At 34.0% G+C, this 19,144-nt stretch carries 17 protein-coding genes and 1 pseudogene; 13 read left to right on the plus strand and 5 right to left on the minus strand.

The features are described from left to right. Nucleotides 1-132: 132 nt before the first annotated feature. From rlmD to MVE64_RS15565, 6 genes are all read left to right on the plus strand, one after another. Entirely contained in the window at nt 133-1,497 is a 1,365-nt protein-coding gene (gene rlmD, locus MVE64_RS15540; protein ID WP_379053577.1) for a 23S rRNA (uracil(1939)-C(5))-methyltransferase RlmD, read from the plus strand. A 222-nt stretch (nt 1,498-1,719) separates the two neighbouring features. Next, the gene (locus MVE64_RS15545) at nt 1,720-2,049 is read left to right on the plus strand and encodes a PadR family transcriptional regulator (protein ID WP_098797660.1); all 330 of its coding nucleotides are present in this window, start codon (nt 1,720-1,722) and stop codon (nt 2,047-2,049) included. Next, nucleotides 2,036-2,602, plus strand: coding sequence for an HAAS signaling domain-containing protein (locus MVE64_RS15550; RefSeq protein ID WP_247339371.1), 567 nt, complete (start codon nt 2,036-2,038; stop codon nt 2,600-2,602). The genes MVE64_RS15545 and MVE64_RS15550 overlap by 14 nt, the downstream gene beginning before the upstream one ends. Further along, nucleotides 2,599-3,492: a DUF4097 family beta strand repeat-containing protein gene (locus tag MVE64_RS15555; RefSeq protein ID WP_247339376.1), complete on the plus strand. Its 894-nt coding sequence runs from the start codon at nt 2,599-2,601 to the stop codon at nt 3,490-3,492. Before MVE64_RS15550 ends, MVE64_RS15555 begins: the two co-directional genes overlap by 4 nt. Nucleotides 3,493-3,675: 183 nt before the next feature. After that, nucleotides 3,676-4,683 carry an aspartate--ammonia ligase gene (asnA, locus tag MVE64_RS15560; protein WP_247339377.1) on the plus strand — a complete coding sequence of 336 codons (1,008 nt, stop codon included), beginning with the start codon at nt 3,676-3,678 and terminating at the stop codon, nt 4,681-4,683. Between the two features lie 159 nt (nt 4,684-4,842). After that, the gene (locus tag MVE64_RS15565) at nt 4,843-6,060 is read left to right on the plus strand and encodes a sensor histidine kinase (RefSeq protein ID WP_247339379.1); all 1,218 of its coding nucleotides are present in this window, start codon (nt 4,843-4,845) and stop codon (nt 6,058-6,060) included. Between the two features lie 37 nt (nt 6,061-6,097). Here MVE64_RS15565 and MVE64_RS15570 read toward each other — a convergent pair whose 3' ends face one another. Beyond that, nucleotides 6,098-8,155 (minus strand): methyl-accepting chemotaxis protein, encoded by a 2,058-nt coding sequence (locus MVE64_RS15570; RefSeq protein WP_247339380.1) that lies wholly within the window; start codon nt 8,153-8,155, stop codon nt 6,098-6,100. A gap of 704 nt (nt 8,156-8,859) precedes the next feature. Here MVE64_RS15570 and MVE64_RS15575 point away from each other — a divergent pair. Continuing rightward, nucleotides 8,860-9,822 carry a calcium/sodium antiporter gene (locus MVE64_RS15575; RefSeq protein WP_247339381.1) on the plus strand — a complete coding sequence of 321 codons (963 nt, stop codon included), beginning with the start codon at nt 8,860-8,862 and terminating at the stop codon, nt 9,820-9,822. A gap of 25 nt (nt 9,823-9,847) precedes the next feature. Here MVE64_RS15575 and MVE64_RS15580 read toward each other — a convergent pair whose 3' ends face one another. Both MVE64_RS15580 and MVE64_RS15585 read right to left on the minus strand, forming a co-directional pair. Next, nucleotides 9,848-10,150: a DUF5634 family protein gene (locus MVE64_RS15580; RefSeq protein ID WP_247339382.1), complete on the minus strand. Its 303-nt coding sequence runs from the start codon at nt 10,148-10,150 to the stop codon at nt 9,848-9,850. A gap of 66 nt (nt 10,151-10,216) precedes the next feature. After that, nucleotides 10,217-10,984, minus strand: a complete 768-nt coding sequence (locus tag MVE64_RS15585; RefSeq protein ID WP_247339383.1) for a uracil-DNA glycosylase family protein — start codon at nt 10,982-10,984, stop codon at nt 10,217-10,219. Nucleotides 10,985-11,162: 178 nt separating this feature from the next. Here MVE64_RS15585 and MVE64_RS15590 point away from each other — a divergent pair, with 178 nt between their 5' ends. Next, nucleotides 11,163-11,774 carry a flavodoxin family protein gene (locus tag MVE64_RS15590; protein WP_247339384.1) on the plus strand — a complete coding sequence of 204 codons (612 nt, stop codon included), beginning with the start codon at nt 11,163-11,165 and terminating at the stop codon, nt 11,772-11,774. A 78-nt stretch (nt 11,775-11,852) separates the two neighbouring features. Here the strand turns inward: MVE64_RS15590 and MVE64_RS15595 are convergent, their stop codons facing one another. Next, a complete protein-coding gene (locus MVE64_RS15595) occupies nt 11,853-13,538 on the minus strand; it encodes a sensor domain-containing protein (protein WP_345740835.1) in 1,686 nt (561 codons plus the stop codon). A gap of 201 nt (nt 13,539-13,739) precedes the next feature. Between MVE64_RS15595 and MVE64_RS15600 the strand changes: the two genes are divergently transcribed. The 5 genes and pseudogenes from MVE64_RS15600 (at nt 13,740) to MVE64_RS15620 (ending at nt 18,978) form a co-directional block, all read left to right on the plus strand. After that, nucleotides 13,740-14,372, plus strand: coding sequence for a nitrate- and nitrite sensing domain-containing protein (locus MVE64_RS15600; RefSeq protein ID WP_247339385.1), 633 nt, complete (start codon nt 13,740-13,742; stop codon nt 14,370-14,372). Then, nucleotides 14,369-15,850 (plus strand): methyl-accepting chemotaxis protein, encoded by a 1,482-nt coding sequence (locus tag MVE64_RS15605; protein WP_247339393.1) that lies wholly within the window; start codon nt 14,369-14,371, stop codon nt 15,848-15,850. Before MVE64_RS15600 ends, MVE64_RS15605 begins: the two co-directional genes overlap by 4 nt. Nucleotides 15,851-15,963: 113 nt before the next feature. Further along, nucleotides 15,964-16,536, plus strand: a complete 573-nt coding sequence (locus MVE64_RS15610) for a TetR/AcrR family transcriptional regulator (protein WP_098797649.1) — start codon at nt 15,964-15,966, stop codon at nt 16,534-16,536. Nucleotides 16,537-16,584: 48 nt separating this feature from the next. Continuing rightward, nucleotides 16,585-17,533: pseudogene (locus tag MVE64_RS15615) on the plus strand (SDR family NAD(P)-dependent oxidoreductase). Nucleotides 17,534-17,742: 209 nt separating this feature from the next. Further along, nucleotides 17,743-18,978 carry an ATP-binding protein gene (locus MVE64_RS15620; RefSeq protein WP_247339395.1) on the plus strand — a complete coding sequence of 412 codons (1,236 nt, stop codon included), beginning with the start codon at nt 17,743-17,745 and terminating at the stop codon, nt 18,976-18,978. A 54-nt stretch (nt 18,979-19,032) separates the two neighbouring features. Here MVE64_RS15620 and MVE64_RS28140 read toward each other — a convergent pair whose 3' ends face one another. Continuing rightward, nucleotides 19,033-19,122: an IDEAL domain-containing protein gene (locus MVE64_RS28140; protein ID WP_425593966.1), complete on the minus strand. Its 90-nt coding sequence runs from the start codon at nt 19,120-19,122 to the stop codon at nt 19,033-19,035. Nucleotides 19,123-19,144 lie beyond the last annotated feature (22 nt).

Genomic DNA, 19,144 nt, shown 5'->3' on the forward strand with positions numbered 1-19,144 from the left:
ATGTGAAACAGTGTGATCAACTGCTACCCAGCTCTGGGTAGCAGTTTTCGAGTTTGAATAGGGTTAAGAGAAAACTAGAGTAATAAATAAAAATAAAGGGAGGAAATTTTGACCTTGACTAAAGCAGAAACAATGATTGCTGAAATACGTCATTTAGATGACAGGGGTTCAGGACAAGCTGTTATTTGGCGGGAAAACGAACTTGGTAATCCGAAGAAATTAAAACTAACTATTCCACAAACGCTTCCAGGGGAGAAGGTACGTGTAACGGTTGATCAACCAGAAAGAAGAAGAAGAAAGGTTCTACCTGAGGAGATCCTAGAAGCTCATTCTGATAGATTGGCACCACCTTGTCCTCATTTTGATAAATGTGGTGGATGTGTGTGGCAGCATTGGCAATACACAGCCCAATTAAAACAAAAAACGGAGCATGTAAAACATGCAATCGAGGAACAAGGATTTAATCCTGAGCTAGTTAAAGAAACAATTGGGATGGATCAGCCTTGGCACTATCGCAATAAAATGGAGTTTACATTTGCTCCTGATGGATCTCTTGGGTTACATGAGCAAGGGAATTTCCGTAAAGTAATCTCGCTTGAATCATGCTTAATTGCAAGTAAAGAAATGGTCGAGGCTGCTATGGAAGTAGCAGTTTGGGTAAAAGATTATCAATTAAAAGGCTACAATAAAGATACCCACGAAGGATTGCTTCGTCATTTAATGGTTCGACAATCTTTCGTAACCGGAGAAATGATGCTGGGGCTTTTTGCAACAGAAGGACCAAATGATACCCTTCAAAAGGCTGTGAAAGATTTGGTTTCTAGAATTGAGGCAAAGTATCCGCAAGTAAAAAGCTTGTTATGGCTTGAAAATACACAATGGGCAGATCGTACACAGTCTGAAAAAAGTCATACATTAGCAGGACGAGACTTCATTTATGATGAAATGGATGGCTACCGTTTCCGTCTGTGGTTTGATACATTCTTTCAAACAAACCCAACTCAAGCTCAAAAATTAGTTGATTTAGCCATCGAAATGGGCCAACCAAAAAAATCAGAAAGCATGATTGATCTTTTTTGTGGAGTTGGGACATTCTCTCTTCCATTTGCAAATAGAGTCGGAAAGCTTGCGGGTATTGAAATTGTAGAGAGTTCTATTGAATCAGCTAAAAGAAATGCAAGTGACAATGGAATATCTAATACGTATTTCTTAGCTAAGGATGCAAGAAAAGGAATTGATCAAGTACTAGAAACGTTTGGAAGCCCTGAACTTCTCCTTTTAGATCCTCCTAGATCAGGTGCTGGTGGAAAAGTAATGAGAAGAATTGGGCGTTCTAAACCAGAACGAATTGTGTATGTATCTTGTAATCCTGATACATTTGCAACTGATATAAAAGAACTTGAACAATTTAATTATGAGTTAATAACAGTACAGCCTGTTGACCTATTTCCTCATACTGTTCATGTTGAATGTGTAGCGTTATTAGAACTAAAATAAAAACTGTTTTATTATTTGAGGTGGATAACCATTGTGGTTGTCTGCCTTTTTTGTGGTGCCTGTCACCACCCGAAATTTGTAGAATCATGTCATTTCAAAAAAATATTATCCAGTACCTTGCAATGTTCACTAGGGTGGTATATTATGTTAATTGTAGTTATCGATTAATGTTTACTACCTTATATAGTTCAGTACCAGGTTATACTGCTTAGGAGGAATAGAATGAATGTCCAATTTAAAAAAGGAGCATTGGAGCTATGTGTGTTAATTCTAATTTGTAGAAAAGATCAATACGGTTATGAATTGGCTCAAAATATATCGAGTAAAATTCAAGTGGCAGAAGGAACACTATACCCACTATTAAGAAGATTAACAAAAGAAGAATATGTGACAACTTATCTAGCTGAATCATCAGAGGGACCTCCAAGAAAATACTATTCACTAACTGATAAAGGTAAGGGGTATATGAATATTCTTATAGAAGAATGGACTCAATTTTCAAATGCTGTGAATGAATTTATTTTGGAGGGTACCAAAAGTGAAGAAAAATAACTTTATGGGAAAATTAGAAGAGCTTTTATCAAGTGTTCCAGAGGTAGACAGAAAAGAGATGCTATATGATTATGAAGAGCATTTTACAGTTGGCTTGGAAGATGGGAGAACAGAAGCTGAAATCGTCAATGAATTAGGTGACCCACATTCTATTGCAAGGGATTTGCTTTCAGAATACAAGTTAACAAGGGTGGATCAGCAAAAGCAAGGAACTAAAACATTAAATATCATTTTAGCAGCTATTATGATTGGCTTTTTAAATCTAGTTTTTGTTCTAGGTCCTGCATTAGGGATCTTTGGCGTTTACATTGGATTAGTTGCGGCATCATTTATACTTATTATCTCACCTTTAGCAATAATTGGTTCTGTTATCTTTAACGGACTTGAAGATCTCGCAATGGTTTTCTTTCTATCTATGATTACATGTGGATTAGGTATTTTATTAGGGATTGGTATGTTAAAAACGGGGAAGTTCCTATCCAAAACATTTCTTAAGTATATGAACTTTAATAAAAAAGTAATTTACGGGGGAAAAGGGGTAAAAGCGGCATGAAAAAAGCGGTTATGTTTGCATTTTTCTTAATTGTTGTTGGTATTGCAGGTTCTGTTGTTACAGCAGCTACAACGGATGTGTTTTCACCTGAAATGAAAGATATCCTACAAGAGGAAGAAGTAAAAGGGACAGAAATTCAGCAAATAGAGGTTGGTACATCCTCAACAAATATAAAAATGGTTCCTTCAAAGGGAGATTCTATAAAAGTAAAATTAACTGGGAAAGTTAGTGAGAAACTGAAAGACAAATATAAGCTGGTTGTTACTGAAGAAGGTGATAAAGTAAATATTGATGTGAAAAATCAAGACTTATACTTCTATGTTGGATTTTCCTTTATCGAACTGAATTTAGAAATTGAAGTACCGGAAAAGGAGTATCAGTCCTTGGTTGTTAAAAGCTCTTCGGGAGATATAGACATCTCTCAACTTAAAGTAGAAGAGTTTAGTACAGAAGCTAGCTCTGGTGATATTACGATTGATCAAATTTCAGTTAGCAAAAATAGTAAGATGGAAGCTAGTAGTGGAACAATACATGCGAAGAATTCATCAGCGAGTGTTTTTAATTTAGGAGCTAGTAGCGGTGACATTATTATCCAGAATATTGATGGTCATGTTGAAGCTGAAACATCTTCGGGTAGTATTGAGCTGAATAACAAACAGGTTACGGGGAATATAAATGCATTGGCATCAAGTGGTGATGTGATTGTCCAGTTTGATGAATCTCCTAAGTCGCTTACTGTTGACTTTAGAGGAAGTTCAGGAGATGGAGTCATTGAACTGGAAGGTTTCAGCTATGAAGACAAATCAGAGAATATCATCAACGGAAAGATTGGTAATGGAGAGTATGAACTTAAGGTAAGAACATCATCAGGTGATTTTCAATTAAAATAAGATTCTTCACAAAAAGGATGCTACTATGTGGCATCCTTTTCTGGTCTTTTATCTCTTAAAATAGGCTTTTATTAAGGTTCACAATCCTACTTGACTTTCATACTGTAAATTAGTTAATACCCTAGGGATTTAAAAATAAGCAAAGAACAGCGCTGTTGCTTATTAGCTTTGGAGGCCTATAAAATGAGTAAAACGTATGTTTCATCGAGTTATTGTTCGTTACTTAGTTTATTAGAAACAGAAAAGGCAATAAGGAAGCTTAAGGATTTTTTTATTATGAACCTTTCTCAATCGTTAAATATCATGAAAGTTTCTGCACCGATCGTAGTTAAAGCAGGGAATGGAATAAATGATAATTTAAATGGAATTGAACGTGTTGTTTCCTTTGATGCATTAGATTCCGACTGCAACATTGAGATTGTGCAATCATTAGCTAAGTGGAAAAGGATGGCTGTCGGTCGCTATGATTTTCAACCAGATGAAGGTTTATATACAGATATGAATGCGATTAGAAGAGATGAAACTTTAGATAATACTCATTCTCTATACGTTGATCAGTGGGACTGGGAAAAAGTGATTTCTGAAGAACAAAGAAATGACCATAAGTTAAAGGAAGAAGTCCAAAAAATTTATCAGTCTATTAAGCAAACAGAACATTATATATACAGTTTATATCCACAGCTTACTCCAACTTTACCTAACAATATTGTGTTCATTACAGCTCAAGAGCTTGAACATCTATATCCTCAAATCTCCCCGAAAGAAAGGGAGGATGAGATTGCTAGAAAATATGGAGCTGTATTTATTATGGGCATTGGAGGAGATTTGCTTTCAGGTGAAAAGCATGATGGGAGATCGCCGGATTATGATGATTGGACCTTAAATGGCGATATTATCCTTTGGAATCCTGCATTAGAAAGAGCGTTTGAAGTATCTTCAATGGGGATTAGGGTTGATCGGGATGCTCTTATAAATCAATTAAAAGCATCTAACTGTGAAGAGCGCAAATCACTAGACTATCATAAAGCCATCCTGAATGGAAAACTTCCTTCTACAATTGGAGGAGGAATTGGGCAATCAAGATTATGTATGTTCTTATTAAAAAAAGTTCATATCGGTGAGGTGCAAGCTTCCGTATGGAGTGAGCAAATAATAAAAGAGTGTGAAGATCATAATATTCCATTACTATGAATGAATAACGTACCTTCACGGGTGCGTTTTTTTATTATTAACTTTTTAATGAGCAAGGGATATAATGTTGTATTGACCGTCTTTATCGACTAATTTAAGTGTTAGTTAACATCTTTAAGGAAATACTTAATGAGGTCAAATAATTAAAAAGGTGTTTTTATGAAGGAACTTAAATTTAAAATAAATAAAACTTTATACTATATTTTAATCATAATAATTATTCTTGTTATGGTAACAGGGGTGATGGTTGGAAATACTCATCTTGATACACTTAACTTGGGGATATTATTACATATAATTCTTGTTACTATGCTATCGGTTTGTTTAATTCTTTACCCGAGGTTTGAAACGCATTATTTCAGAATGTTAATCATGATAATAGCATCTGCTTATTTCTATGGTCTTTTTTTCTTATACCCTGAAACCTGGTCAACCTTTGTATTAGTTTGTTTAATTCCAGCAATCTCAATTTTGTTTTTTGATCCAAGACTTTTTTATTTCTCACTTTTTTTAAATGTAGTGCTGACTTCAGCAACATTTACTTATATCGTTTTTATTGATCAAGGAGAATTATATCCTCATATAGAACTTGATATAGTGGGAAATGTTATTAATTTTGCAGGTATACAAGCATTTCTCTCTTTACTATTTTACATTTCTTATTTCAGAATCAAGCAATTAAAAGGCTATTACGAACAAGTTCAGCAGTCCGAAAGATTAAAGACGACAGGTCAACTTGCTGCGGCAGTAGCCCATGAAATTAGAAACCCTTTGACCGTAGTAAAGGGATTTCTACAATTATATAAAAAAGAGGAATCATTCGATGAACAGGTAAAAAGAAATTTTGCCTTGATGATTGATGAATTGGATGCAGCTGAGCATGTTATTTCTCACTTTTTAACGATAGCTAAACCTAACAAAGAGGTAAAACTAGAGAAGGTTGATGTGAAAGATGCTTTACAAAGTGTGGCTGATTTATTAAATTCTTATGGTCTTTTAAATGATAACAAAATTGATTTACATGTAGAAGAGAATTGTTATATCGCTATTAACTTAATAGAATTTAAACAGTTAACAATCAATTTAGTAAAAAACGCAATAGAAGCTTCTAGTCATGGTTCTGGGATTACTGTCATAGGTGGAAAGGTGAAGAATTCAGTTGAAATAAGGATTGTTGATGGAGGATTAGGTATGTCTGAGTCGGAAATTAAGGATCTCGGCACACCTTTTTATTCACTAAAAACGAAGGGTACAGGATTAGGGCTGATGATTTGTTTTAATATAGTTGAAAAGTATAACGGGACGATTGAGTTTAATAGTGTTAAGGGCAACGGAACAACTGTTACCATTCGTTTTCCTTTCGTTCGTATAAATTAAAAAGGAGGGTGAAGACAATCACCCTCTTATCTTGACATTAAATTTGGAATCGTCTAATTTGTTCTGAGAGTTGATCAGATATCTGTGATAATTCACCGGCTCTATTTGATACTTCTTCCATTGAGCTTGTGGATTGCTGTGAAGAAGCTGCTGTTTGTTCGATACCTGCCGCTGCTTCTTCTGAGACAGAGGCAATTTCTTCAATAGAATTGTTCATTTCACGGCTGTTATCAACAATTTCTTTTAAATTAGTCGAAATGTGTTTAATATTTGTGACCATTTCTAATACAGATTCAGAAATGGTTTCAAATGTTTTACCTGTTAACTCAATTTGTCTAGAACCCTCATCAACCTCTTTATATCCTACCTGAAGTGACTGTACAACATGAGAAGACTCATTTTGAATTTTATTTACGATGTTTGTAATATCAACGATAGATGCTTTTACTTGTTCTGCTAGTTTTCTTACTTCATCGGCTACAACGGCAAATCCTTTTCCGTGTTCACCTGCTCTAGCAGCTTCAATCGCAGCATTTAGAGACAATAGATTTGTTTGTTCTGCAATTTCTTGAATGACTAGAACTAATTTTGAAATTTCTTTTGATTGTTGATCTAGACCTTGTACTTTATTGACAGCATCCTTAACAATGCTGTCAATTGTCTGCATTTGATTAACAGACTGACTCATTAATAGGCTTCCTTCTTTTGTCATAGACAGAACTTCGTTTGATGTTTCAGAAACATTTTCACCACTTATATTTGCTTCTTGTATTTTTCCAACGAAAGTTTCCATCATTTCTAATAAGTTTGTTGAGCTTGTAGCTTGGGATTCTGCTCCAAATGAAAGCTCCTGCATAGTTGTGGCAATTTGCTCGCTTCCCTCTTTTACTTCGTTTGCTGAATGGGTTAGCTCAATACTTTGATTTGATAAATTTTCTGTCACATGTGTAACGCTCTCAATCATTTCCTTTAAGCTTCTTTGCATTCCATTTAAAGCAATAGCCAATTGGCCAATTTCTGTTTTATGATTGAAATTTAATTCATTGTTCGTTAAATTTCCATTAGCTATCTCTTGGATATGTTTCAGGATCTTCTTAATCGGCTCAGTAATGGAACGACTAGTAAAGATTCCGAATAAAATAAGAGCAACTGTTATAACTAGTAAAACAACAATGTACGTAATTAACTCAGTTTTTGCACTGTTTTGAAGCTGATTGGATTGATCTGTAAGGGATTCAGCAATTGCATCTTCAACCTCTTTGAAAAGATTGATTTTAGTTGTCATTTGTGTGTACCAATTCTCACTATCAACTTTAAAATTTTCAGTAGTATTAAATGCTTTTTCCCTCATCTGTTTAACATCTTCTATTACTTGATTGCTTAAATGCTGTTCAAGCAAAGATAATACTTTGTCATTGGTTTCAGCATTTTGAAACAAGGATAAATATGTATCCTGTTGAGCAATAAGTGAGATAAACTTCTGATATTCCCCACTTGAAAATGAATCGCTTGCAAAAACATTACTCATTAAAGCACGTTCAATACCTGTTTTTTCCTTAGCGTTCATAAATAAAACATAAGCATTTACTGATTTTGCAAGATCAGCATTAGGAGAAATTTTTGAAATATAGCTCATAACACTAAGCATTTTTTCGTTATGATGAGTGTAGTAGCTAATCCCTATCGAATCCTCAATTTGTTGATTGCTTACATTTTCCCTGTGCGCTGACAATTGATCTTTAATTTTTATCGCTTCTTGTAGTTCTTTTGTAAAATCTTCACCATATGGTTTTGGATCAAAGCTACCGAGGAATTTATTAAGATCGTTTAGTTTTGTATCTGTTACTTTTCGCTGTTGGGTTACCTCTGAACTGAATTTCTGACCATCACTACCCATGAATACCCCGGTAGCACCTCGTTCTTTTTGCATTTCATGAACAAATGCACTGATTGTTGTTGAAAGCTTGATTAACTCACCTAACTGTGATGCTTCTTTGACTGTTTTACTTCGTTCAATTGTACTAATACCTGCTAGTGCTAATATAACAAGTAGAGGTATTGTAATAAGAATAAATAACTTCCTGCTGATTTTCATTGACTTTCCTCGCTTATCGTAATGATATATGCATATTATAAATGCAATAAAATCATATCTGATTTATGTGTAAAAAGTAACGGGAATAGATTCCTATTATGAGGGTTAACTAGTAATAAGGTACTATTAATTCTTTAGGTGCATCAATAAAATTAGCAGAATAGCTGCTGCAGTTTCCGAATACAAAAAACGAAATCAGCACACTTAAGTTTTTGTCAGCATAAAAATTCGCAAACTCACTGTTATTCCAATTGGGTGCTAAAAATAATATCTAACTACCAGAGGGTGGGTTATGATTCTGAGAGGCGGATAAATAAAGCAACCTTCTTGAATTAAGTAACCATTATATAAATAAGCGGAGTTTTTCTGGTTAGACTGAAGGATAGAACCGATTTTTGGGATATAAGCGGAGTTCTTCCGGTTAAGCAAAGGAAAATGGTCCATTTTCATCTTTTTTGATTAAATAGGCGGAATCTTTCCGTCTATTTAATCTGTTTTTCATGATATTTCCTCAATAAATGGAATTTCTCCACTTATTTTCTGGCGATTGATGAAGATTTGCCAATTGCTTTCTTTTTATTTTTAGTACGACGAATAGCAATGTAAATTCGATTTTTGTACTTCAAAATTGAACCTATTAGTGGCAAATACAACTGTTGTACTAATACAATATTAGTAATAAATAGAAATAAGGAGCTGAATAAATGTCCTATCTTTTATTAATCTTAGGTATTGCTTTACTTATTAAGGGTGCAGACTTTTTTGTCGAGGGTGCATCAAGTATTGCTCGTGCTTTACATGTGTCACCATTACTAATTGGGTTGACGATTGTTGCTTTTGGAACTAGTTCACCGGAAGCAACTGTTAGTATAATTGCTGCATTAGAGGAAAACGCAGGAGTTGCAATAGGGAATGTAGTGGGGAGTAATATTTTAAATATCACCTTTGTTGTTGGAATTACAGCACTTATAAACCCCCTAAAGGTTGAGAGTGAAACAATTCGAAAGGAAATTCCCTTTACATTATTAGCGAGTATAGCACTCCTGATTTTAGTAAGTGATATGACGCTTCAATCCTTAGAAGCTAATTTCATTACAAGAAGTGACGGATTTATATTCTTGTTATTTTTTGCTGTGTTTTTATATTACATTTTTGAGGTAGCGAGAAATAGTCGGGAAAAGATAAAAGAAGAAGCTTCAGTATCTAAAACAAGTTCACCTTCATGGGGGAAAAATAGTATTTACACAATAGGTGGCTTAGTAGCTATTATTATCGGGGGAGACTTGGTCGTTGATCATGCCACTGTTATTGCTTATTCATTTGGGATGAGTGAAACATTAGTCGGTTTAACGATTGTAGCGATTGGTACATCATTGCCTGAGTTAATAACTTCAATCACAGCTGCTATTAAAAAAGAAGGAGATATTGCACTTGGTAATATTGTTGGAAGTAATATTTTTAACATATTATTTGTTCTTGGTGCAGCCTCTGTTATTTCTCCTTTAGCAGTAGATAGCAAGATATTTGTTGATCTTATCCTTATGATTGTCTTAACGCTTATTTTACTTGTGTTCTCAAGAACAAGCTTTAGAGTTGGCCGTCGAGAAGGGACGTTTCTTGTAGTTGCTTATATTCTCTATATGATTTATATCATAATAAGAAACTAAAGAGGGGATTGATCCCCTCATTTAACTAAATTGATTGTAAAGCATCATCTAAATTATCAAACCCGCTAACATCCTCGGTGTTTGCCTCATCTGTTTCAACAGTCCAGAGATCTCTACCAGGAGCTAATTGCCCTTCTTCGTTCTTAAGATACGGGGTATGTATCATATACGTTTTTCCTTCTTTTCGAATTGTGTAGCCCATATGATAAATATCCTTCTGTCCCTGCTCTTCAAACACTCCAATATCCTCAATCCCATATTTAGTCATAAGAGGCTGGAAAGATTGTTGTAACTCTCTAACTACATCATCTCGATTAGTATATTCCATCATCATTGCTCCTTTCATCTAGCTATTCTTAATATGTCTGACAAGCCTTGATTTCATAATTAAAACTTAGGTGTTATAAGAAAAAAGAGCTGCCCATTCCAAGACAGTTGATATAAAAGATTGCTTGTTTTCTGTGAATTGTTTTATTCTATGTCCATTTGCACCGGATGGATGGGGAAAATTAAATAAATAAATATGATCATTAAGCTTATTATTTTTTATTAGGTTTTTCAAAACCTCTTCCACCATTTTGCCTAATGGAATGACTAATGCAGGTGCTTTTATCTGTGATAGCTCCTTGGGAAACATTTCATATGCATAAGAAGTTAACAGTGAAGAATGGTTAATTTTGGGACGGTGTCCAGTATAGTTTCTCCCTTGATAGAAAACAGGGTATTTTATGATTGATGTAGTATGGAGAAAGTCACGGTTTTCGCTAAATAAATAAGAAGAGCTTTTGATATGAAAAACATTTTGTATACCACAATGATCAAGCATGTCGATTAAATTTTTCCTCATAGCTCCTGAAAAGCTTGCGGCTATTTTGGCTTTTTTTAGTGTCTGTTCGATTGTGGAAGACTCTGAAATAGGTAAGCAGTCAATAACTTGTTCGAAGGCTGCCTTCATTTGAGTCCAACCTGGTGTAATTCCTATTATGACAATCTTAGCATGATGGTTGATGTATTCATTATGTGGTGAATAGTACATGGTCAACTCGTTATCTCGGTCGTGATCAATCAAAAATGACGTTGTTAATAAATCTTGTTTTTTTAATGGTTTAGCAAGATTTGATGATTGGATAACAGGTATGAAGGATTGTAGCTTGGGTTCCATGATTTCTCTCCCATTAGTTATTGAAGTCTTATTTTATGTACTTTTCTAAAAGACATACATCCAGGGAATCTGGGGGAATTTGCTGTAGGTTTAATTCTGAAATTGTCGAAAAAAGGTTTTAATATAGGCTCGATGTGGAATGAAAGAAACAAACACCCATAATAAAGGAGCTGTTGACATGAAAGCACTGTATTTAAATACATCATTAAAAAAGAGTAATCAGGAATCTAACACAAGTGCACTTATGAAAGAGTCAAGATATTGGTTAGAAAATAAAGGTGTTACAACCGAGGAATTAAGATTAGCAGATTATCAGATTGCATACGGTATGGAATCCGATATGGGTGAGGGAGACCAATGGCCTGAGGTATTTGAAAAAATAAAAGAAGCAAATATTGTTGTCATTGGGACACCGATTTGGTTAGGTGAAAAAAGTAGTATTGCCACTTTATTAATGGAAAGATTATATGCTTCAAGTATGGAAAAAAATGATAAAGGGCAGAGTATTTTTTATAATAAAATTGGTGGAGCAGTTGTAACCGGAAATGAGGATGGTGCAAAGGATTCTGCAAAATCACTTCTGTACGGACTTCAGCACATTGGCTTTACTGTTCCGCCAAATGTTGATGCCTATTGGGTAGGAGAGGCTGGTCCAGGTCCTTCATATATAGAAGAAGGAAGAGGCAATGACTTCACGAACGGAAAGGTCAAAACATTATCGTATAACCTTGTTCATTTTGCAAAGCTACTAGTGAATCATCCTATTCCAGGTGAGGGTAATACTTTATAAAGAAATGAAAAAGGCTTCCGCATATGCGTGAAGCCTTTTAGATTGATTAGAATGACAGCTAATGTAGAAAGAAGGAAATCATAGTCCTTTACCTTCAATATTAATGGAGTTTTCTATTAATAATTTTGTTAAAGCATCAGCTGATAAAGGTTTGCTAAACATATAACCTTGACCAAAATCACAGCTTAGCTCTTGTAAAAATGTTAGTTGATCAGTACTTTCGATTCCTTCAGCAATGAGTTGATACTCAAGGTTTTTCCCCATCGTAATGATTGTTTGAACAAGTATTCGACCATCACTATCTAAATTGTTAATAAATGATTTATCTATTTTCAAATTATTAATTGGTAAATACTTCAGGCTGCTCAAAGAAGAGTATCCTGTTCCGAAGTCATCAATAGAAATGCCAACTCCCATTTTATGAACTTCATATAGTGTGTTTACAGAACCTTTAAAGTCTTGAATCACGTTTTCAGTTATTTCTAAATCAAGATAATATGGATTCAACTTACTATCATTTAGAATCTTATTAAGGTCTTCTAGAAAGCTATCATCCTGAAATTGAATTGGAGAGATATTGACTGCAACTTTGGCTAAAGGTAAATTTTGGTTCTTCCAGAATTTCATCTGCTTACACACTGTTTTTAAAATCCATTTTCCAACCTTCTTAATTAAACCTGTTTCCTCCAGAATCGGGATAAATTCAAATGGAGTAATTGTACCAAGTTTTTTATTTTCCCATCTAAGAAGTGCTTCAACCCCTAAGATCCGGTCACTTTCTAAATGCACAAGTGGTTGATAGAGTATGTGAAATTCATCTTTTTCTAAAGCGTGCTGCATAACATTTTCAATTTGGTATTTTCGTGTAACTTCTTCATTCAACATTGGATTGCTAAGTTGAATGTGACAGCCATTTTGTTTCTTTGCGTGATACATTGCAATGTCTGCTTGCTGTATAAGTGTTTCAATAATTTGGTCGGAGGTGGTTTCTTTAGAATATTGGGTGCAGTCGTAGAGACTAATCCCTATGCTTGGTGAAATTACAACAGCTTTATGGTTTATTGTGAAAGGTTCTAAAAATGTAGTTAGTATTTGATTTGCGAATTGGGTAATTGTTTCTTTTGTAAACAAATCATTTATAACTAAAATAAATTCGTCTCCTCCAACTCGTGAAATAAATGCTTGATTGGTAAAAGACTGGGCAAGTCTTGCTGCAACGTTTACTAATAACTGATTACCGAATGAATGACCATAGCTGTCATTAATTGTTTTGAAGCGATCTAAGTCTAAGAAAAATAAAGCAATATGAGAGTTTAGATTTCTATCAGGTATCACTTCTTTAAGATGTCTAGTTAATGCATTTCGATTAGGTAAATTTGTTAATGTGTCGTAGAAGGCAAGTTGTTGTATCCTCTTTTCATAATCTTTTCGATCTGTTATATCATTTCGGATGGATATGTATTGATATGGTTTACCTTTGCTATCTAAAAAAGGAACGATTGTTGTATCTACCCAATAAAAAGAGCCGTCTTTTGCTTGATTTCTAATTTCACCATGCCATGTATAACCTTTTGATATTGTTTCCCAAAGAGATTTGAAAAAAGATGAAGTATGGTAGTTTGAATTAATAATTCTATGATCTTGTCCAATTAGTTCCTCTGAACTATATTTTGAAATTGCACAAAATTTCTTATTAACATAATTAATTCTTCCTTTTTTATCCGTAATAGCGACTATAGAAGATTCATTAAGAGCGAACTCAATGTCTTTTAACTTCTTTAGGTACTATTTGTAATTTTTCTTCTGCTTGTTGCTCATTCATACCGAACCCACCATTTTTTTAATTAGTATAAAATTCCACCAAATGAAATGCAGTGATAAACATCACTGTTTATATTATTGATTTATAGTAAAAAAGTATTAAGTGATAAATAAACCATTAGAACATCAAGAGGAGAACATAATATGAAGAAATTACTGACACCTGCTATTGCCTTATTAAATCGATTTTCATTCTCAAAAAAGTTCCTACTACTGTTTGTTATTATCTTCTCGATAGTAGGCGTATTAGTTGGAAGTGTGGTTGTGAAAATTAATAGTGAGCTCTCATTCGTAAAACAAGAGCAAGTTGGTACCAAGGTGTTGTCGGAATTATATCCATTAATTCAACTAACACAGCAGCATAGGGGATTAACAGTTAATGTGATCTCAGGAGATCAATCAGCAGAGTCCAAGCTACAAGAGGTTCGAGGAAAAATCACAACACAAATGGATTCTTTTCAAGCAGCTTTGTCTAAAGAAACTTCTATGGAAAAAGTAAGTGATGATGTTAAAAGTGTTGTTCAAGAATGGGAAAAAACTAAAGATACAACACTTACTATGAGTGTTGGAGATTCAGTTGCACAGCACAATCAGTTGATTTCATTAATGCTCCAAATGCTTCTGGATATTGCAGACGAAACAAATCTTACTCTGGATTCAGATCTTGTTAATAACCATATGAATAATTTATTAGTTCAAACTCTACCACAAATAACAGAATTCATGGGGAAATCAAGGGCATTGTTGGAGTTGGAGTTGCAACTAAGCAAACGATGACAGAGGATGAGCGAATTCAACTAATTTATTTAATGAGGATGATGGATGAATACATCATTACAGCAGACAGGACTTATCAAAGAATCTTTGAACTAGATCCTTCCATAAAAGACTCAATGGGACCGTATGTAACAGAGTCAATTACAAATGCAAAAGAAATTGTTGAGATTATTAATAAAGATATACTAGAAGCATCAAAGATTACAATAGAACCGAATGTTTATTTTGAAAAAACAACGATGACGATTAATAAGATTTATGAGTTATTATCGTATCAAACTGATGGATTAGATAAAGTTTTAGATGAAAAAGTAATTTCACTTAGTACTGAGCGTTTCGTGACAATTGGAGCGGCAATCTTTGTGTTACTTATCCTAATTTACTTAGTTACTGGTTTTTATTTTGGAATAAAAGATTCGGTGCGAAAAATTCGGCATGCGACAAACAAAATTGCTCACAAGGATTTGTCTGCAACACTTGATATTACCTCAAAAGATGAATTTGGGATGATTTCAACTTCTCTAAATTCAATGATTGTTGCTGTAAGAGAAGTTATCCAGAATAGCCAGCAGGTTTCTCAAGAAGTTGCCTCAGCTAGTCAAGAGTTGCTTTCAATTACAGAGGAAACAACTCAAGCGACAAATACAATTACATCTTCTGTTGAGGAAGTTGCGATGATTGTTGAGCAGCAGTCGACTCAATCTAAGGATAATGTTGAATTAGTTCAAAACCTTTCAGAGAAACTAAACTCAATTTCTATTGTTACATCTGAAGTATCATCTTCCTCTACTACTTCAGCGGAGGAAGCAGAAAAAGGGAATCGTACTGTAAATGAGACGATTACACAGATGAAGGTCATTCAAGACGCAGTAAAAAGAACGTCTGATGTTATTCAGAGATTGGGAGAAAGATCAAATGAAATTGGTTCCATTTTAGACGCGATTACATCAATTGCCCAACAAACAAATCTATTAAGCTTAAATGCAGCAATTGAAGCAGCTAGAGCTGGGGAACATGGAAAAGGATTTGCGGTGGTTGCAGGAGAAGTGAAAAAACTAGCAGATGAATCTTCACAATCTGCAAATAAAATCCGTCAAATTATTAGTGAAATACAAGCTGATACAAAGGATACCATGGGAGCAATGGAAGGTGTGGCTGCAGAAACAAACGAAGGAATGAACTTAGTAGAATTAACTGGTACTTCATTCTCGCATATATTTGAACGTACAAAAAAGGTAGCAAAAGAGATCGAAGAAATAGCAAATTCAGCAAACGGGATGCTAAACAGGGTAGATCAATTATCTTCTTCGATACGAGAGTCAGCGAAACAAACAGAAATAACAGAAGAGAGTACACAAATGGTAGCTGCATCTACAGAAGAGCAGCTAGCTTCAATGGAGGAAATTACTTCCTCAGCTAATGAATTAAGTACAAGAGCTCAACAGTTACATGATATTGTTGAGGAATTTAAATTATAAAGGTGGGTGTCCAGAATTAGAAAACTAATTCTGGATTTTTTAATATTGACATGTGGTAAATTATGGTATAGTATTTTATTGAACAGTGGTTAATAAAGAGTGAGGAGAGTAAAATCTCACCTAGAAAATCAGTGGATAAAGAATTATCAAGAGAAATGATCCTAGACGTAGCCAGAATTCTTTTCGTAAAAGATGGATATGAACATGTTTCAATGAGAAAGATTGCAAAAGAACTTGGGTATAGCCATGGAGCACTTTATTATCATTTTAAAAACAAGGCAGAGTTATTTTATGCACTAGTCGCGGATGGTTTTTTCTTGTTAGATCAAAAGTTAGAAGAAGTCATGGCAAAGGAGCTTTCAAAAGAAGATAAACTAAAAGAAGTATTTCTAGCTTATATTCACTTTGGAATAACCAATCCGAGTCATTATGAAACGATGTTTCTTACAAAAGACCAAGAATTAAAGAGCTTTTTACAAGAAGAGCCTAATAACAGTTTTGAAAACTTTGCACAGGCAGTTCATTCTTTAGTGAACACAAAAATTACACCGAAGGATATTTATTCAATCTTTTTGTCTCTCCACGGCTTTGTTACACATTTCATTTTTAAGGGTCAGGAATATGAGGATAGTAAAGATCTTGCAGAATCGCATATCCAATTAATTTTGCGTTCGATAGAGTCATAATTTTTTTTGGTATTAATTGAACAGTGGTTAATTAAAGGAGGATGAATAATGAAAAAAGCATTAGTACTTGGTGCATCTGGTGGTATAGGGAGTGCTATTACATTTGAGTTAATCTCTCGGGGAATTAAAGTAATTGCTTTTGCTCGGAATATAAAAAAGCTAAAAGCATTATATGAAGGAAACAACCTTGTAGAAATCAAAGAGGGAGATGTTTTTAACTATTCTCAATTAATGGATGCAGCAAAGGGTGCAGAGTGTATTTATCATGCAGTAAATTTACCTTATCAGGAGTGGCAAACAAAACAAGAACCGATGATAAACAATATTTTACAAGTGTCAGAGAATGTTGAAATTTAAACTTGCAGTTGTTGACAATATTTACTCTTATGCTGAAAGTACAGGAGAAAAAGCATCTGAGGAGTATGAGAAAAATCCACAAACGAAAAAAGGGAAAATTCGTTTGAAAATTGGGAAGAAGGTAATGGACTCAAAGGTTCAAGCATTTATAGCGCATTTTCCTGATTTTTATGGACCATATGCTGAAAGTACAGTTCTCCACTATTTCCTTCAGTCAATAATCGATCATAAAAAGGCAATGTTTGTTGGGGATAAAAAAGTACCAAGAGAGTATATTTATACTCCAGATGGAGCGAAAGCACTGGTAGAGCTTTCTTTACATGAAAAAGCTTACGGACAATGCTGGAATATTCCTGGTACAGGAGTGATAACAGGTGAAGAAATCATTAAGATCATACAGGAAATAACAGGCTATTCAAGAAAGGTTTCAACAGTAACAAAAAATATGGTGCGTTTTATCGGGATTTTTGACCCTAGCATGAAAGAGTATGTAGAGATGTATGATCTGACTCAAAAACCGCTAATTTTAAATGGAGAAAAATTAGAATGTTTAATAGGACCAATTCAAAAAACCTCTTATAAAGAGGGTTTAGAAGGAACATTAAATACCATGAAGGAAAAAGGTCTAATTACTATATAATTCTGGAATAAAAAAGATGTCTTGAAATTTTGACATCTTTTTTAATTACATTGTTAGAATATCTTTCATTTTACTAGATACTGAGAGAAACATATTATAAGATTTTATATACATCATTAAAATTGTGTAAATTTTCCTAATTTTTTCCCTAGTAAAGTACATATAGTGCTATTATATAAGTAAAATTCTGACAAAAATGAGGATAATTCATGAATAAGATTGGGCAAATTTCTCTAGTAATGATATCAATATTGTATACAGGAATTGAAAAGATTTTATACAATGAGGCATTTTTTTCATTGGATTTTTTCGTTTTTACTATTATTGCCTGGGTATGTGGAAGGCAATATGATGTAGCAAGATATTATACAAAAAAGGCACGTGCAAGTGAAGAGAGTTATAAACAATTGATTGACTCTTTACCTGAATCTATTATTATTCATCAAAACCAAAAGATTATCTATATAAACAATGCAGCTGCTCAGATGGTAGGAGCTAAAATCAAAACTGATGTTATTGGTAAATCCCTTTTTGACTTCATCACACCCAGATATCAGGAACGTGTATATGAGCGTATGAAATTGATTCATAAAGAAAAACAGCCATTAAGTAATATTGAATATGAAGTTCAACGTTTAGATGGAGTGAGGTTTTTCTTTGATGGTACATCTATGTCGATCACATTTGGTGAAAGAGATGCAGTGTTGACGATTGGAAAAGATATTACGGAGAAAAAAGAACATACAGAACGCTTGCTATTAAAATCAGAAAAGCTTGCCTTACTAGGTCAAATGGCTGCAGGAATTGCCCATGAGATAAGAAATCCCCTTACATCAATAAAGGGGTTTATTCAGTTATTTAAATCAAATCAGTTAGAAGAAACGTATTATAATATTGTTTTATCTGAACTTGACCGAATCAATTCAATCGTTGGAGAGTTTCTTGTTCTTACTAAACCAAGTGCTTCTATTTTTGTAGAAAAAGATATAAAAGAGTTAATAAAAGACGTTATAACATTAATGAACACTCAATCAATTATCAATAACATTCAAATCTTTTCAGAGTTTGATCCTGATCTACCTAAGATATGCTGTGAAGAAGCTCAACTAAAGCAGGTATTTTTAAATTTATTTAAAAATGCAATTGAAGCGATGCCAAATGGAGGTCAAATTGAATTAAAAGTTAAGCTAATAGAAGCTGGAACAATATCTGTTCAACTTATTGATCAGGGGGTAGGTATTTCACCAGAAAGATTACCGACCCTTGGTGAGCCCTTTTATACCACGAAGGAAAAGGGCACAGGTTTGGGACTAATGACTTGTTATAAGATTATAGAATCACATAAAGGCGGTATGACTATTCAAAGTGAAGTGAATAAGGGCACGACCATTCAACTTACTTTACCGACTATGACTCAGTCCTTATTAAAAAGGGAATTTGTATAGGAAATGAGATAATAAAATAACAGAGGGTTACTTAAAGGCCCTCTGTTACTTTATTTATTTCTGAATTTCTTTTAATTGATTAACCAACTCATGAAACAGTTCTTCGTCTCGGTCATCCAATGCCTTATTGATCCTGCTTTTCAATAAAGCAATTTCAACAACTGAA

Source organism: Metabacillus endolithicus, from assembly GCF_023078335.1.
GTDB lineage: Bacteria > Bacillota > Bacilli > Bacillales > Bacillaceae > Metabacillus > Metabacillus endolithicus.